Annotated in this window: 13 protein-coding genes; 7 read left to right on the forward strand and 6 right to left on the reverse strand. The window is 66.7% G+C overall.

From position 1 onward, the window contains the following. Positions 1-6 precede the first annotated feature (6 nt). The gene (locus PO605_RS28875) at positions 7-849 is read left to right on the forward strand and encodes a YdcF family protein (RefSeq protein WP_047474825.1); all 843 of its coding nucleotides are present in this window, start codon (positions 7-9) and stop codon (positions 847-849) included. A 76-nt stretch (positions 850-925) separates the two neighbouring features. Then, positions 926-1,396 carry a VOC family protein gene (locus PO605_RS28880; RefSeq protein ID WP_047474823.1) on the forward strand — a complete coding sequence of 157 codons (471 nt, stop codon included), beginning with the start codon at positions 926-928 and terminating at the stop codon, positions 1,394-1,396. 6 nt (positions 1,397-1,402) lie between these two features. Here PO605_RS28880 and PO605_RS28885 read toward each other — a convergent pair whose 3' ends face one another. Further along, positions 1,403-3,382 carry a UvrD-helicase domain-containing protein gene (locus tag PO605_RS28885; protein ID WP_272207241.1) on the reverse strand — a complete coding sequence of 660 codons (1,980 nt, stop codon included), beginning with the start codon at positions 3,380-3,382 and terminating at the stop codon, positions 1,403-1,405. Between the two features lie 414 nt (positions 3,383-3,796). On the opposite strand from PO605_RS28885, the gene bioB reads away from it, so the two are divergent. Further along, positions 3,797-4,858: a biotin synthase BioB gene (gene bioB, locus PO605_RS28890; RefSeq protein WP_047474819.1), complete on the forward strand. Its 1,062-nt coding sequence runs from the start codon at positions 3,797-3,799 to the stop codon at positions 4,856-4,858. 45 nt (positions 4,859-4,903) lie between these two features. Here the strand turns inward: bioB and PO605_RS28895 are convergent, their stop codons facing one another. Next, on the reverse strand, positions 4,904-6,055 hold the full coding sequence (locus PO605_RS28895) for a site-specific integrase (protein ID WP_052195883.1): 1,152 nt from the start codon (positions 6,053-6,055) through the stop codon (positions 4,904-4,906). Positions 6,056-6,308: 253 nt separating this feature from the next. On the opposite strand from PO605_RS28895, the gene PO605_RS28900 reads away from it, so the two are divergent. Further along, positions 6,309-7,292 carry a DNA-binding protein gene (locus tag PO605_RS28900; RefSeq protein ID WP_047474815.1) on the forward strand — a complete coding sequence of 328 codons (984 nt, stop codon included), beginning with the start codon at positions 6,309-6,311 and terminating at the stop codon, positions 7,290-7,292. Between the two features lie 21 nt (positions 7,293-7,313). Here the strand turns inward: PO605_RS28900 and PO605_RS28905 are convergent, their stop codons facing one another. Then, positions 7,314-8,015, reverse strand: a complete 702-nt coding sequence (locus PO605_RS28905; RefSeq protein ID WP_272207242.1) for a GntR family transcriptional regulator — start codon at positions 8,013-8,015, stop codon at positions 7,314-7,316. A gap of 283 nt (positions 8,016-8,298) precedes the next feature. Here PO605_RS28905 and PO605_RS28910 point away from each other — a divergent pair, with 283 nt between their 5' ends. Continuing rightward, complete coding sequence (locus tag PO605_RS28910; RefSeq protein ID WP_047474810.1) at positions 8,299-9,900, forward strand: gamma-glutamyltransferase family protein; 1,602 nt, start codon at positions 8,299-8,301, stop codon at positions 9,898-9,900. 73 nt (positions 9,901-9,973) lie between these two features. On the opposite strand, the gene PO605_RS28915 is transcribed toward PO605_RS28910, so the two are convergent. Next, the gene (locus tag PO605_RS28915) at positions 9,974-10,642 is read right to left on the reverse strand and encodes a GntR family transcriptional regulator (RefSeq protein WP_012205610.1); all 669 of its coding nucleotides are present in this window, start codon (positions 10,640-10,642) and stop codon (positions 9,974-9,976) included. A gap of 267 nt (positions 10,643-10,909) precedes the next feature. Here PO605_RS28915 and PO605_RS28920 point away from each other — a divergent pair, with 267 nt between their 5' ends. After that, positions 10,910-11,902, forward strand: coding sequence for a Bug family tripartite tricarboxylate transporter substrate binding protein (locus PO605_RS28920; RefSeq protein WP_043783529.1), 993 nt, complete (start codon positions 10,910-10,912; stop codon positions 11,900-11,902). 68 nt (positions 11,903-11,970) lie between these two features. Here the strand turns inward: PO605_RS28920 and PO605_RS28925 are convergent, their stop codons facing one another. Further along, positions 11,971-13,803 carry a methyl-accepting chemotaxis protein gene (locus PO605_RS28925; protein WP_047474808.1) on the reverse strand — a complete coding sequence of 611 codons (1,833 nt, stop codon included), beginning with the start codon at positions 13,801-13,803 and terminating at the stop codon, positions 11,971-11,973. A gap of 126 nt (positions 13,804-13,929) precedes the next feature. Then, a complete protein-coding gene (locus PO605_RS28930) occupies positions 13,930-15,255 on the reverse strand; it encodes a serine hydrolase domain-containing protein (protein WP_197065200.1) in 1,326 nt (441 codons plus the stop codon). Between the two features lie 166 nt (positions 15,256-15,421). On the opposite strand from PO605_RS28930, the gene PO605_RS28935 reads away from it, so the two are divergent. After that, positions 15,422-16,348 (forward strand): LysR family transcriptional regulator, encoded by a 927-nt coding sequence (locus tag PO605_RS28935; RefSeq protein ID WP_013802414.1) that lies wholly within the window; start codon positions 15,422-15,424, stop codon positions 16,346-16,348.

The raw sequence follows: 16,348 nt of genomic DNA on the forward strand, positions 1-16,348 counted from the left end.
CGCTTGTTGCACAAGCTCTCTGCCGCGCCCGGGCCAGTGCCCGGACGCAACGCCGTCGCGGGCATTCGGCGGCTGGGTCCCTTGCAGTGGCTGGGCCTGATCACTGGCGCCGTGCTGCTGGGCGATGCCGTGGTGCTGATGGCACGCGGCATGTTCAATCTGGGCGTGACGCTGCCAGCGGTGCTGGGCCTGCTGTTCATGGCCTGCAGCTTCTGGCGCGCGGCCATTGCGCGCAGGCTGCGCGCCAGTGCCTGGCTGCGGCGCGCCTGGTGGCTGGGCTGGGCGGCGCTGGCGATATGGCTGGCCAGCCTGCTGCTGTTCTGGGCACATCTGCTGTCTGCTTCTTCCCGGCTGGCCCCTGACCAGCCGGTGCAGGCCATCGTGGTGCTGGGCAGCGCCACGCGTGAGGGACAACCGTCGCTGACGCTGGCCCAGCGGCTGGACCGCGCCGCCGAACTGGCTGCAAGCCAGCCCAAGGCGCTGGTGGTCACCAGCGGCGGCGTGGACTTTGGGGAAAGCGAGAGCGAGGGCGCCGTCATGGCGCGCTATCTGCAGCAACGCCACGGCATTGCGCCAGAACGCCTGCTGATGGAGCAGCGCAGTACCAGCACGGCGCTGAACCTGGCGTGGAGCCTGCCCCTGCTGCAGGAGCGCGGCGTGGCCCCGGACGCGGCGATTGCCATCGTCACCAGCGATTTCCACACGCTGCGCGCGGGCTGGATCGCCAAGCGCAGCGGCTACGGCCAGGCCTTCACCGTGGGCGCGCCCACGCCGGCGACGATCCGCGCCAACGCCTGGCTGCGCGAGTACTTTGCGGTGATCAGCGGATGGGTGCTGGGGGAGTTCTGAGCCGCTGTGCGATGGGCTGCGGCCTTGCGGATTGGCTCCACAATGTGATTCTTCATACATCAACAGGAGCGAGACAGTGGCAAGCGAACAGCGTCCTTTCCGGGTTCTGGGCATACAGCAGGTGGCCATCGGCGGCACCGACAAGCAGCGCATGAAGCGCCTGTGGGTGGACATGCTGGGGCTGACCCAGACCGGCACCTTCCAGAGCGAGCGCGAGAACGTGGACGAAGACATCCTGGCCATGGGCCAAGGCGCGCACAAGGTGGAGGTGGACATCATGCAGCCGCTGGACATCGACAAGAAGCCTGCCGTCCACACCACGCCGCTGAACCATATCGGCCTGTGGATCGACGACCTGCCGCTGGCCGTGCAGTGGCTGACGGAGAAGGGCGTGCGCTTTGCGCCCGGCGGCATTCGCAAGGGCGCGGCCGGCTACGACATCTGTTTTCTGCACCCCAAGAGCAATGACGAGTTCCCGATTGCCGGCGAGGGCGTGCTGATCGAGCTGGTGCAGGCGCCGGCCGAGGTGATCGCCGCGCTGGGCTGAGGCGCCTCAGGCAAAAGGCTGTACGCGCCGCTGGACATGTTCCAGCAGCCACAGCTTTTTTCTGGCGCGCGTCATGGCCACGTACAGGCGGTTGCGCTCCAGAAAGGCCAGCGCGTGCGGGGCCGTCGCCGGAAAGCGGCCAGGCTCCATGAAGGGCAGGGCGACGTGGTCGTACTCCTTGCCCTTGGCTTCCTCGATGGTGCTCAGATGGAAGTCGAATCCGCGCTCGGCCCGCACGGCACGCTCGAAGCGCGTGGCCATGTCCGCCACCTGGGCCAGCATGTCGGGCACGGCCATGCCCGCCACCGAATCCATGAAAGCCTTCACGCGCTGACGCAATGCCGCCGTCTGGGCCTGAGACAGGGCCACGCCGGCAAACAGCCCCCAGACATCGGCCTGCTCCAGCAGGCCCAGCGCATCGGACTGCAGGGCCAGCGGCAGCTGCAGAAAGCTGCCGAAGGCCTTGAAGTTGCGTTGTCCGCCCTGCAGGCTCGATTGGTCGCTCAGGAAGCGCCAGATGATCTGCGGGTTGTGCAGCATCTCGCCTGCCATGCGTTGGGCCAGCGTGTGGCGGCTGAATGGATCGGCCATGTCACCGCCTGCCACGCTGCCCTTGCCGTAGAACAGCGCACCTTCCACGAAGGCCGCCAGGATCTCGCTGCCCAGAACGCTGACCTGGGCCTTCCACGACAGCGCCTGCATGCCGTGCGCATAGCAAAGTCCCAGCAGCAGGGCCATTTCGCGCTGCAGGTAAAAGCGCTTGAAGCCGTAGAAGCTGGCGGACTTGCCGGCGCGGTGGATGGCCCATTCCAGCGCGCAGGCGTCCTGCTCGTGGCGCAGGATCACGGTCAGCGAGGGATTGCGCGCGCTGCCAGAAGGCGGCTCGCCCGGCGCAGCGGGTTCGGTGGCACGTGCCAGGCTGGCCTGGATCTGCAGCAGCTGGTCAATGCACGCGCTGTCGTCGGAGTGCTGCAGCTGGTGCACGGTGCTGAAGCGCGTGGGCGCCGCTGTCAGGCACACATTGAACAGCGCATTGACGGCCTTGGCCACTTGCGGGCCGAAGCGGCGCGACTGCGTCAGCGCCAGCGTGGCCGTGGCCTGGGGCAGGAAATCATCGAGCTGGTGGAGCTTGTCGCGGAACACGGACCAGGCCTGTGCCTCGATGTGCTGGTTGAAGTCGCCTGCTCCCAGAAAGGCGCAGCCGCTGGTTCCGACCAGGGCTCGCAGCACCTGCAGCGAGGCAGGGTCCAGGTCATGCATCTCGTCGAACACCACCAGGTCGTAGCGCGGCAGGTCCAGCGCCTGGCCCTGCAGGGTGTCGCTGGCCAGTGCATGGCTGCAGTCGCCTTCGGCGTAGTACAGAGGGTCGCCGCAGTGGTCGATGCGGCGGCGCTCGTACTCGAAGAACAGGCAGGCCAGGCGGTAGTCGAGCAAATACTCCTCGCAGAAACTCGCCAGTCCCATGCCTTCCTCGGCCAGGCGCTGGGGCAGCAACGACTTCTTGGCGCTGAGGTTGAAGTCCCAGAAGGCGTCCAGATCCAGATCGCCGGGCTGCTCGAACAAAGGGTCGGGCTGCCAGGCCAGTCGCTCGCGCAGCGCATCATGGGCCTCGCGCACACGGGCCTGCAGCGCCACGCGGTCGGCCAGAAAGTGAGCCGCCGGGTCGCGGCCGCGGATCTGCTGGGCCGCCCAGCGCTCCACCGTGGTGATCTGCACCTGGGGCGGCACCTCGCGCACCAGTTGCTGCAGCCGGTGATGGAAGGCCGCCACGCCGGAGCGCGAATACGCCAGTACCAGAATGCGCTGCGCCTGGCCGCTGCGGCAGGCCTGGACCACCTTGCAGGCCAGCGTCGTGGTCTTGCCCACTCCCGCCAGCGCAGCCACGATGGCCGAACGCCCCTCATGCGCCAGGATGGCCTGCTGCTCGCGCGAGAGCAGCAGCGGCTTGCCGTGATCGGTAGGAAATTCCAGGGAGCGCAGGGACATGTGAGGGAAATCTGAGCAAAAGCGGCGAAAGCAGAGGGAAGCGGTTCAGCCGCAGTCCGGCAGGGCTGAAAGCCGCCGTGGCGACGACGGCGGGCACCCATTGTGGTCGTTTTGGAGAGGCATCTGGCAGGTATTGGGAATCCGTTGCCGCGCCTGTCCACGCATCTTTTGAAGCGCTCATCGGACAATTGAGCGATGTTGACCGCCAATGGCCGCGTGCTTGCGGCAAGAAGAAGTCACCGAGAAAAACTTCTGCCAAAACATGCCCAACATCGCTCAAAAATAAGCGAAGTTCGCTTTTTTTGCAGGCCATGAAAACGGGGCAACTATTTTTGCCAAGGAGCCGGCTTTTTCATTCCCAAGGCTTTTTTTGCTCATCAGAATGAAAAGAGCAGACCCACAGAGGAGTTTTTGATGACCGCCTGCAGCACCACCCCGACGACTTCCGCCACCTCCGCACAGCCTGCGGCCGGCAGCCCCCTGCAATGGCATGCACGCCCCTCCAAAAGCGACATGCTGCCGTTTGAAGGCGCCTGGAGCGTGCAGGCCATCCAGGAACTGCTGGACAAGCCCTTCATGGACCTGATGTTCCAGGCCCAGAGCGTGCACCGCGAGCACTGGCCTGCGGGCGATATCGAACTGGCCACGCTGCTGTCGGTCAAGACCGGAGGCTGCCCCGAGAACTGCGGCTACTGCCCGCAGGCGGCCGAGTTCGACACCGGCGTCAAGGCAGAAAAGCTCATGAGCGTGGACGAAGTCACGCGCGCCGCCCAGGCGGCCAAGGACGCGGGCGCCACGCGCTTTTGCATGGGCGCAGCCTGGCGCGCGCCCAAGGACCGCGACATCGAGAAGATGAACGAGCTGATCGGCGCCGTGAAGGGCCTGGGCATGCAGACCTGCGCCACGCTGGGCATGCTCCAGCCCCACCAGGCGCAGTCGCTGCGCGAAGCGGGCCTGGACTACTACAACCACAACCTGGACACCGCGCCCGAGTACTACCAGGACGTGGTCAGCACGCGCCAGTACCAGGACCGCCTGGACACGCTCAAGGCCGTGCGCGGCGCAGGCATCAGCGTGTGCTGCGGCGGCATCATCGGCATGGGCGAGGCGCCCGTGCACCGCGCGGGCCTGATCGCCCAGCTGGCCAATCTCAATCCGCATCCCGAGTCGGTGCCCATCAACAGCCTGGTGCGCGTGCCTGGCACGCCGCTGGCGGACAGCGAGCCGGTCGATCCGCTGGACTTCGTGCGCGTGATCGCGGTGGCGCGCATCACCATGCCCACGGCGCGCGTGCGCCTGTCGGCAGGCCGGCAGCAACTGGGCGATGCCGTGCAGGCCCTGTGCTTCATGGCCGGCGCCAATTCCATCTTCTACGGGGACAAGCTGCTGGTGACCGGCAACCCCGATGTGGAGGCCGACACCACGCTGCTGCGCAAGCTGGGCCTGAGCGGCACGCGGACCTCGGTACAGGAGTGAGCCTTGGGGCTTTTTGGGGCTTTTGAGCTCTTTTGAGCCGGCAGCTCAGCGCTGCGGTCCGCCGCTGCCTTGTGCGGCGGCGGCCGCATCGTCGTCGCCGGCATCGAGCAGCCGGGCCGCACGGTTGCTCAACGCGGAATCCGCACGGAAATAGCCCAGCACCGTATTGACGCTGCTGTGCCCCGTCAGCGCCATGGTGTCGGGCAGGGGCACGTTCTGGCGCCCGGCCTCGGTCACAAAGCCCGAGCGCAGGGAATGCGCCGAGAAATCTCCCTCCACGCCTGCCAGCGCACAGCGCTGCTTCACGATGTCGCGCACGGCGGCCGGTGACAGGGGCTCGCCCACATGGCCGCCCTTGCGGATGCGCCGGAAGATCGGCCCTTCCTGTATGGCGGCGGCACGCAGCCAATCGGCCAGCGCCTGGGCCGCGCGCCCGGTGACGGGCTTGTGGTTCTCGGGCGCGTCCCGTCCGGACTGGTTGGTCTTGGAGTGGGTCAGCGTGTAGATGAATTCCTGCGGCCCCACGGCCCGCAGGTGGCGCATGTCGGCCCCGGCCACCTCCGAGCGGCGGCGCCCGCCGCTGGACCAGGCGAACAGCAGCAGGGCGCGGTCACGGCGGCCGCGCAGGCTGTCGTCACAGGTGTCCAGCAATTGCTCCAGCAAGTCGCGCGTCAGCGCATCCTTCTTGGCGGGGCCTTCACCGCGCCGCGCATAGGCCTTGCGCGTGCGCGACATCAGCTCGCGCACCGCGCCGTCCTGGCAGGGGTTGGCCAGTCCATGCACCTGATGCGCCTTGGACAGCACCGCCATGCGGTGCACCAGCGTGTTGTGCGACAGCGCGCCTTCCCTGGCCTTGTATCCGGCCTCGACCAGGGCGCGGTCGATGTGCATCGGCATTTCACTGGCCAGGCCCGCGCCGGTCTGCCGCTGGGCGTGGTCAATGATGAATTGCAGCACGCAGGGCACATCCAGCGGCAGCTGCATCTGCCGGTCAAACCGCAGCGCATGCCAGGCGGACCAGTAGCGCATGGCGCTTTGGTAGCTGTTTCTGGTGTTGGCGGATTCGCCCTCGTGCATCAGCTCGCGCACGGCCTGCCGGGCGGCAGGCTCCAGGCCGGCGGACGGCAGGGCGTTGCCTTCCTGGATGTCGTCCAGGGGCTGAGGTCGGGAGGTCAGCGAAAAAGGGCCGGTGCGCATCCATGGATTGTCGCCCGACGCCGCCCGGGCAATACCTTGCGGGCCTGCAGCGATCGGCACGACGCAAAGTTCACTTTCCAGCGACCAGGAGCGGCCTTTTTGCGCCACAAATCCGTGTAATGTGCGCATCCATGCTGTATGAAAATTTCATATGTAATATTTAATACATCTAACATATGATGTATCACATAAAATTAAAATAACTCACGATAACAACTCCTTATCGTTGGTAATATTGGAAATAGTTCACGATATGCAGAAAACATCCACCCGTGGCGTGCAGGAAGCCGATGTCTGGGCCGCGGCAGACGCCTTGATCGCCCAGGGCCTGCGGCCGACCATCGAGCGCGTGCGCCAGCACATTGGCCGGGGCTCGCCGAATACCGTCAGCCCCATGCTGGAGACCTGGTTTGCCACGCTGGGCCAGCGCCTGGGCGTGGCGGCAGGGCAGGGCGAACTGCTGCCGTCGTCGGTGCCCGATCCCGTTCAGCGCCTGGCGCAGCAGCTGTGGGACGCCGCCCAGGAAGAGGCCATGGAGGCCGCCCGCGCCGCCCTGCAATCCCGGGAGGAAGCGGCACAGGCCACGCAGGCCGAGCTGCAGGAGCAGCAGGAGCAAATGGCGCGGCGCGAGGCGTCCATGCAAGCGCAGAAAGAGGCCATGGACCAGGCCCTGCAAGTGGCCCAGGCCCAGTCGCAGGACTTGTCTCGCCGGCTGGATGAAATGCAGCAGCAGCTGCAGGACCGCGACGAGCGCCTGGAGGAAATGCGCGATGCGCTGGCCGAAGCCGCCCGCCAGCGCGAGGCGTTGCAGCAAAAGCATGGCGAGGAAATGCAGTCCGCCGCGCTCGAGCGCCAGCGCATGGCCGAGCAGTACGCGGGCAATGAGCGCCACATGCTCAATGAGGTGGACCGCGCACGCCAGGAACTGGCGGCTGCGCGCAAGACAGCCACCGAGCAGGAGCGCAAGGCAGCGACCCGCCTTGCAGAGCTGCAAAACCGCTATGAAAAGAGTGAGGAGGAGCAGCTGAGCCTGCACTCCCAGCTGCAGACCGCCCAGAATGCGGCCGCCCTGGCGCAGGAGCGTGCGGCGGACCTGCGCAGCCTGCTGGAGGCGCAGCAGCGATTGGCCGCTGGCGGTGCCTTGCCGGATGCCGGCGCGGGGCTTTCGCTGGGCCGGCGCGGCAGCCTGTCCGCGGCGCGCCGCTCCATGACGCGCCTCAAGGACAGGAGAGGCTAGGGCGTATCGCCCAGGCCAAGGTCAGGCCTTGGCGCGCGATTTGCCTTGGGGCGGCCGATGTCTGCGCATGGCCTGCGTGATGCTGTCTACCGTTCCACGCACATGCGCGCGCACTTCGCGCTCCATGCGATCCGGGTCACCGGCCTGCAGGCTGGCCACCAGTTGCTGGTGGTGCTCCTGCAACCTAGGCGAGGGCTCGTTGTTTTCCAGCCAGATCCGCATCAGCGGCTCGACCACCGAATGCAGGGCCGAGATCTGCTCGCACAGGCGCGGGGCTGCGCTGATGCGGCAAAAGCGCTCGTGAAAGCGCCGGTGCACCGTGATCCATTCCGACTGGTCACTCTCGCAACGCTTCATTTTCAAAAGCAGGTCCTGCAGGTCGTCCACATCCGCCTGGGTGCAGCGCCTGGCGGCCATGGCTGCGGCCAGGCCTTCGAGCACGGCACGCATCTCGAAAACCTCGATGACCTCGCTCTCGGAAAGCTCCCGCACGATCGCGCCCCGGTTCGGCGGCATGACCAACAGGCCTTCCGCAGTCAGCCGGCGCAAGGCCTCGCGGACCGGCATGCGGCTCATGCCGATGGAGTTGGCGATGTCATCGGCCACCAGCCTGTCGCCCGGCTTCAGCAGCCCCATGCGGATGCCATGAGAGAGGTGTTGGTAGGCCTCTTCGTGGGCACTGGTCTGTGCCGCATCGGGCGAGGGGGTGGCAAGTGGCGGCATGGTGATGGTTCTGGGGTGGGCGGAGCCCGGTCGTCATTCTAGGTTTGGCTGTCAGGGTCCGGGGCGCACTCTGATGGTGCATTGTGTACGGCCAATCCAGGCATGGTGATTGCTTGGGTATCTTTGGAAAAATTGGATACAAAGATATCAGGATACGGTAATCTCGAGGCTGCCATCGCACCCTGCGTCGATGGCGCGGTCCGCTGCAAGCAGCGTTGGCAGCCTCGGCCCCCATTCATTGCCCGATATCCAAGTCCCAGCAACACAAGGAAGAAGAACCGTTATGCGCAATTTCCAGAATCCTGGCCGTTCCGTCGTCATGTCCACGCACGGCATGGCGGCAACCTCACACCCGGCCGCCACCCAGGCTGCTGTTCGCATCCTGGAGGCCGGCGGCACCGCCATGGATGCCGCCGTCGCGGCCTGTGCGGTCCAGTGCGTGGTGGAGCCTGGCTCCACCGGCATTGGAGGAGACTGCTTTGCGCTGTACAGCGAGAAGGGCTCCGACCGGATCACGGCCTACAACGGCGCCGGCTGGGCGCCCCAGGCCACCTCCCTGAATGCCGTTCTTGCCTCGGGCGAGGAAAAGCAATTGCGCCGCCAGTCGCCCTACGTGGTCACGGTGCCTGGCGCCGTGGACGCCTGGGTCGCCCTGACGGACCGGTTCGGCCGGCTGCCCATGGGCCGCCTTCTGGAAGATGCCATCCGCTTCGCCGAGCAGGGCTATGCCGTGGCGCCGCGCGCCGGCACCGACTGGGCCATGCACACGCAACTGCTGGCCGCCACCACTGCGCGCGACATCATGCTGGTCGATGGCCAGGCCCCGGCCATCGGATCGGTTCACCGCCAGCCGCAGTTGGGCGCCACCTTGCGAAAAATCGCCGAGCAGGGCCGCGCCGGCTTCTACGAGGGGGAGACCGCGCAGGACATCGTCTCCTATCTGCGCAGCCTCGGTGGCGTGCACACGCTTGAGGACTTCGCCACCTATCGTGGCGAGTTCGTGCAGCCGGTCAAGAGCAGGTTCCGAGACCATGTGGTGCACGAGTGCCCGCCTCCGGGCCAAGGCATCATTGCCCTGCTGCTCCTGAACATTCTGCAGGGCCTGGAGCCGGGCACGGACCCGCTCTCGCCCGAGCGGCTGAAGGCCGAGATCGATGCCACGCGCATGGCCTACCGGGTGCGGGATGCGCTGCTGGCCGATCCGCGCTTTGCCGATGTGGACGTCGACCATCTGCTGTCGCAGGAGCTGGCCGCCCAGCTGCGCAACGGCGAGTTCCCGGAGCATTTCAAGACCCCGGCGAACAATGCGGCAGCGGAGCACAAGGACACGGTCTACATCTCGGTGGTGGACAAGGATCGCAACTGCGCCAGCTTCATCAACTCGATCTTCCATCCCTTCGGCTCCGGCCTGATGGCGCCCAAATCAGGCGTGCTGCTGCACAACCGGGGCCAGAGCTTTGAACTGGCTGAGGGCCACCCCAATTGCATCGGACCCGGCAAACGGCCCCTGCACACCATCATCCCGGGCATGACCACGAAGGATGGCCGCGTGGAGCTGGTGTTCGGCGTGATGGGCGGCCACTACCAAGCCATGGGCCATGCGCACTTTCTGTCCAAGGTGATCGACTACGGCTGCGATATCCAGGCCGCCAGCGATCTGCCACGGCTGTTCCCCATTCCCGGCACCGACAAGGTCGAGGTTGAAAGCACCTTGCCGCAGCATGTCGCGCAGGCGCTGGAGCAGCAGGGCTACCGATTGGTGGCGCCCGGCTATCCTGCCATCGGCGGCGCCCAGGCCATTCGGGTGGATTGGGACAACGGTGTGCTGCACGGCGCATCCGACCACCGCAAGGACGGCTGCGCCATGGGCGCCAACCGCTCCTGACGGACGGCAGCCTGCGCGCTGGCTCCAGGCTGTCGTGACAGCGAAGGGGCCGGCGCGGCTTTCAGTGCGGATTTCAGTCGGCCTGGTTCGCCTGGAGGATGCCTGGAAGCGTGCGCAGGATGTGGGCGCGCATCAGGGCTTCCACCTTTGCGCCATCCCTGGCCTTCAATGCACCTATGAGTTCTTCGTGCCTGTCGTGCACGTAGTCCGTCGATGGCTTGCCCTCCAGCCACACCCGCATCAGGGGCTCGGAGACCGAGTGCAGGGACGCGATCTGCCGCATCAGCTGGGGAGCGTCGGCAATGGTGCACAGGCGCTCGTGGAACTGGCGATGCGCCGTGATCCATTCCGATGCATTCAGGCCGCTGCGGTGCATGCGCTGCAGCAACTGCTCCAGATCGTGGATGTCATTGGTGGTCACGTTCTCGGCCGCCAGGGTGGCCGCCAGGCCCTCCAGCACCGAACGCATGGCGAACACCTCGCGCACCTCTTTTTCGGTCAGCACCCGGACCACCGAGCCACGGTTGGGGCGGTTGACGATCAGCCCTTCCGTGGCAAGGCGGTTCAGCGCCTCGCGCACGGGCATGCGGCTGGTGCCAATTTCGGCCGCGATGTCATCCGGTGCCAGCCGCATGCCCGGGCGCAGTTCGCCCGTGCGTATGCCGCGCTTGATGTGTTGGTAGGCCTCTTCCTGTGCCGTGGCATGGACAGTGTCAAACGAGGCGCGTCGGTCGGTCAGCATGGTTTATCCGGTGTCTTTCGCCCAGGGCAGGGGCCCGCCGATTCTACGGGGACCTGCCTGCGCCTCCCGGGACCCCGTTTGTGCCGGTTTCCACGCAGCCATGCCGGTGCAGGTGATGGCAAGAGGCGGTTTTCCCTAGAGCTGGTTCGATTATTGCTTGCTAGTCTTCTGCATGATTGGATACAAATATCTAAATATCTATGCATTTCCCCATGGCAGCCGGAACCTGTTCCTTCGCCATGCCTGCTCTCCAACCTGATGAAGACCATGCCTCTACAAACGCTCCGCACTCCCCTGGCCACGGCCCTGCTGTCCGCCCTGGCCCTTGTCGCATCCGCTCAAGCCTCTGCCCAGGGGGCCGGCGCCTGGCCCAGCAAGCCCATTCGCATCGTCGTTCCCTTTCAGGCCGGGTCCGCCACGGATCTTTTGAGCCGGCAGGTTGGCGCCGGACTGAGCACTTCATTGGGGCAGCCCGTGCTGGTGGAAAACAAGCCGGGTGCCGCCGCCATGATCGGCAGCGACACCGCGGCCCGGGCCCCGGGCGACGGCTACACCCTGCTGATGAGCGGGCCGGCCTCCATGGTCACCAACCGTTTTCTGTACAAGAAGCTGAGCTACAACCCGGACGCCTTCGAGAAGGTGGCCATCGTGGCGGTCACGCCCAATGTGCTGCTGGCGAACCCGTCCCTGCCGTTCAGTACGCTGGCCGAGATGGTGGCCTATGCCAAGGCAAACCCCGGCAAGCTGACCTATGCCTCGTTCGGGGCCGGCACGACCTCGCACATGGCTGGCGAGTTCCTGCGCCAGGCCGCCGGCATCGACATAGTGCACGTGCCCTACAAGGGTGCGGCCGAGGCCATTCCGGCCTTGATATCGGGCCAGGTCTCCCTGTACTTCGACACCATCATGACCGCCTTGCCCCAGGTGAAGGCCGGCAAGCTGCGCGCCCTGGGCGTATCGACTGCAAGCCGCGCCGCCATGGCCCCGGACATCCCGACGATTGCCGAACAAGGCTATCCAGGCTTTGACATCGCCCCGTGGTACGGCATCGTGGCCAGCCACGGCACGCCGCCGGCCGTGGTCTCCCGGCTCAACACCGAGATCAACAAGCTGCTGAACACCCCTGAGTTCCGCGAGCGCCTGGTGGCCACCGGCGCCGAAGCCCGTGGCGGCAGCGTTGCCGACTTCGAGGCCTTCGTCAAAACCGAGGTCCCCCGCACGGAGAAGCTGGTACGGCAGGCCGCAATCGCGCTGCAGTAACCGGACCGGCGCCGCCGGGGCAGGGCGGTGGGGCACGGCGGTGGGTTGCCTGCCGTGCGGCGCCGATTTCACCTATGCAGGGCGATGCTTCTGGACCGGGATGATTCGCTGTCCAGCCGAAAGCCTGCCACCACGTCCGCCAGTTGCGCGGCCTGCTGCTGCAGCGACTGCGCCGCGGCCGTGGCCTCTTCGACCAGGGCCGCGTTCTGCTGGGTGGACTGGTCCATCTGGCTGACGGCCGTGCCGATCTCGGCAATGCCCGTGCTCTGTTCCTGGCTGGCATTGCTGATCTCGGTGACGATGGCGGTCACGCGCTGCACGCTTTCCACCACCTTGCCCATGGTGGCGCCTGCGTCCTGCACCAGCCGGCTGCCGGCATCGACCTGGCCCACGGAGTCATCGATCAGCGCCTTGATTTCCTTGGCGGCCGTGGCGCTGCGCTGGGCCAGCGTGCGCACTTCAGAGGCCACCACGGCAAAGCCGCGGCCCTGCTCACCGGCACGGGCTGCTTCCACAGCGGCGTTGAGCGCGAGGATATTGGTCTGGAACGCGATGGAGTCGATCACGCCAATGATGTCGGCAATGCGGTGCGAGGATTGTTCGATGCCGCCCATGGTGCGGACCACCTGGTCCACGACCGTGCCGCCATGCGTGGCGATGTCGGAGGCGCTGCTGGCCAGTTGCCGCGCCTGGCGCGCATTCTCGGCGTTGTGCTGCACGGTGGCCGTGAGCTGCTCCATGGCGGCAGCCGTTTCCTCCAGCGAGCTGGCCTGCTGCTCGGTGCGTGCCGACAGGTCCTGGTTGCCGCTGGCGATTTCGGTGGAGGCATGGCGCACGGTCTCGGACGATTCCCGGATGCGCACCAGCACCGAGGCGATCTTGTCGGTGAAGTGATTGAACGCACGTGCGATCTGCGTCAGTTCGTCATTGCCTTGCACCGACAGGCGGCGCGTGAGATCGCCGTCACCCGAGGCGATGTCTTCCAGCGCATCGCGCACCACGGCCAGCCGGCGCGTGACGCGGGCAATGACGGCGCCCAGCAGCGCAATCGCCAGGATCAGCGAAATGGCAACGATGGCGCCCGACACCTTGAGCAGCGAACCCAGCGCGGACAGCGCCTCGTCGCGCTGCACGGCCACCACCAGTTGCCAGTCCGTGCCGGGCACGCCCTGGCCGTAGAGCAGGAAGTCCTTGCCGCCGACGGCCGTGCGCATGCCGGTGTCCTCCTTGGGCAGGGCCTGGATGGCGTCGGCACGCAACTGGGGCGAGAGCGCGGAGACGGGCTTGAGCGTGAGTGCCGGATCGGGGTGGGTGACGATGGCACCGGCCTCATCCACCAAGAAGGCAAAGCTGCCCGGCGTGGGCCGGATGGCGCCCACGGTGCGCACCACCGTGGTCAGCAGCACGTCGGTGCCGACCACGGCGACAGGATTGCCGGCCGGGCCCACGGGCTCGGCAAAGGTCACGCCCACTTCGGGTGGAGAGACAAACAGATAGGGCGCCGTCACGATGGGGCGGCCTTCCTTCAGCGCCTGCCTGAACCAGGGGCGGGCCGTCACGTCGTAGTCGGCAGCCATCTCGTTGAGGAAGAACATGCGCTTGTCGGTGTAGCCGAAGTAGGCATCCGAGAAGCCGCCGCCGTCGCGCAGCGCCTGGACCACGGCACGCGGCTCCGGCGTATCGACGGCCTGGGCCAGGGTATGGGTCAGCAGGCGCTTGGTCGCCACCCATTCGCCCAGCACCTGGGCCTGGGCGTTCACGAGCTGGCGGCTCTGGTCGTCGAGGGTGGACAGCACATGGCGCTGCACCGTGAGAAAGTTGGCAATGGCCAGGGCCAGCATGGCCACGGTGACGATGGCCACGCTGAGCGCGATGAGTCGCGCACGCAGGGACTGGAACATAGAAGAATTACTTATTGCAAGAAGATGCTACATACGTTAGCAAATTTTCTTGACAATACGCATTCTTGCAGGCGGTGCCCCCTGGCCGCCGAAGCCTATGCGGGAAATTCGCGCCCCTTCAGCGCTTCAGCGCTCCCCAGCCAGCAGCCGGCCCAGCGCCTCGTAGGCGGGCAGCGAGGTCGGGTCATTGGCCGCATTGCCAGCCACCGGATGGGAGGCAAAGCGCGCAATCACCATCTGTGCCTTGGGATCGATGTAGACGGTCTGGCCATGCACGCCGCGCGCTGCGAAGGCGCCATGGGCGTTGTGCGTGACCCACCACATGTTGCGGTAGGTCCAGCCCGGCAGCAGCTTGTAGCCGGCCTTGGCAAAGGCCGCCGCATCGCCGCCCCGGCGGATATCGTCCACGGCGGCTGCGGGAACGATCTGCTGGCCGTTGAACTGGCCCCGGTTGCGCAGCATCTCGCCAAAGCGCGCCAGGTCCCGCAGGCCCAGGTTCAGGCCGCCGCCTGCAAAGGGCGTGCCCGTGGAGTCCACCGACATGTAGGCATCCTGCTCGGCGCCCAGGCGGCTCCAGATGCGCTCGGACAGCAGATCGGCCACCGATTGGCCGCTCACGCGCGCCAGCACCCAGCCCAGCGCATCGGTATTGGCCGTGCGGTAGCCGAAGGCCTTGCCGTGCACGCCTTCGGGCTTCACGGTCTGCAGGAATTCGTAGTAGCTGCGCGGCCCGGTGTAGTCCTTGGCCTTGGGCAGCGGGTTGCCCGCGGCCGCGTGCGCCCAGACCTCGGCCTGGGGGTCCGCATAGTCTTCGCTGAAGCGAATGCCCGTGGTCATGTCCATGAGTTGGCGCACCGTGGCATTGCCGAAGGCCGAGGCCCCCAGCTCGGGCACGTATTCCGACACGCGGCGCGAGGGGTCGAGCTGCCCCTCGGCAGCCAGCATGGCCGCCAGCGTTCCGACGAAGGACTTGGTCACCGACATGGCGCCGTGCTGGCCTTCGGGCTTGAGCACGCCGAAGTAGCGCTCATAGACCACGCGGCCCTTGTGCAGCACCACGATGCCATCGGTGTAGTTGGCCTTGAGCGAATCGCGCCAGGTCATGGGCTGGCTGGCACCCAATGGCGTGAAGCGCAGATCGTCGATGTCGTCGCGCAACGCCTGGGCCAGCGGCGCTGCAGGCGCCAGGCCGCGCGACACATTCACCGTGGGCATGAGCTGGCGAAAGTGCGAGACGCTCCAGCGCATGGCGGGAAACTGGAAATAGGAGCCGTCGTCGAAGCGCAGCATGCGGTCCGGCGACGGCGGCGAGCCCACCATCCAGCCCAGCTTTGCGGGGTCGCTGGCATCGGCATCGGGATAGGAGGGGGTCTTGGCTGCGGTGACCCCTGCCGTGGCTGTGGCGAACACAAGGCTGCCAGCCAGGGCACCGGCGAAATGTTTGAGCTGCATGCCGGCAACCATACTACGGTTGCCCCGGCGCCAAGATCCGCTGCCAAAGGATGGAAGCCGGCTTCCATCCCAGGCCCTGCGCCCAGTTGGCGCAAGCACGACAAATGGCTTTCTCGTTGGACTAAGCTTCAAATAGTTTTTGAAAATCAAAGCCTGGCGAACGCCCATGAAAAGCCTGCAAGACCTGGATATCTTCGTGCGCACCGCAGACAGCGGCAGCCTCTCGGCCACGGCGCGTGCCCTGGACCTGACGCCGGCTGCGGCCAGCGCAGCGCTCAAGCGGCTGGAGGCAGAGCTGGGCGTGACCCTGTTCGTGCGCTCCACGCGCAGCCTGCGGCTCACGCAGGAGGGCGAGCTGTTTCTGGAGCACTGCCGCCCCGCGCTGGCCGGCCTGCGCCAGGTGCGCGACCAGTTGGCTGGCGGCCAGGCCGCTTTGCGCGGCACGCTGCAACTGGCCGCCCCCTCCGACCTGGGCCGCAATGTGCTCATGCCCTGGCTGGACGAGTTCCAGAGCCAGCACGCAGGCGTGGATCTGCGCCTGCACCTGTCCGACCGCGCGGCCAATGTCTACAGCGAGCCTGTGGACGCGGCATTTCGCTATGGCAGGCCGCAGGATTCCAGCCTGGTGGCCTTGCCGCTGTCGGACACGCACCGCCGCGTGCTCTGCGCCGCGCCCTCCTATCTGCAGCAGCGCGGCGCCCCCGCCACCCCCCACGACCTGGCCGGCCATGACTGCCTGTGCTTCATGCTGGGCGAGGAAGTGCACGACCGCTGGAGCTTCTGGCCGGCAGGGCAGGGGGCTGCCGTACCTGAGCCCGTCCATGTGCGGGTGCGCGGCCGCAATGTGGCCAATGACGGAGATGCCGTGCGGCGCTGGGCCGTGGCCGGGCGGGGGATTGCCTACAAGTCGTATTTCGACGTGGCCGAGGACCTGGCCCGGGGCCGCCTTCTTGCGCTGTGCACCGACTGGACGACCGAGTGCGTGCCGCTGTTCCTGGTCGCCCCCAGCCGCAGGCAGTTCACGCCGCTGGTGCGTGCGTTGCGGGATTTTGTGGCGGTGAGGCTGGCCGAGCTGGAGGCGGCACAGCCCTGA

This window comes from Delftia sp. DT-2, from assembly GCF_028401915.1.
In the GTDB taxonomy this organism is placed as follows: domain Bacteria; phylum Pseudomonadota; class Gammaproteobacteria; order Burkholderiales; family Burkholderiaceae_C; genus Comamonas; species Comamonas tsuruhatensis.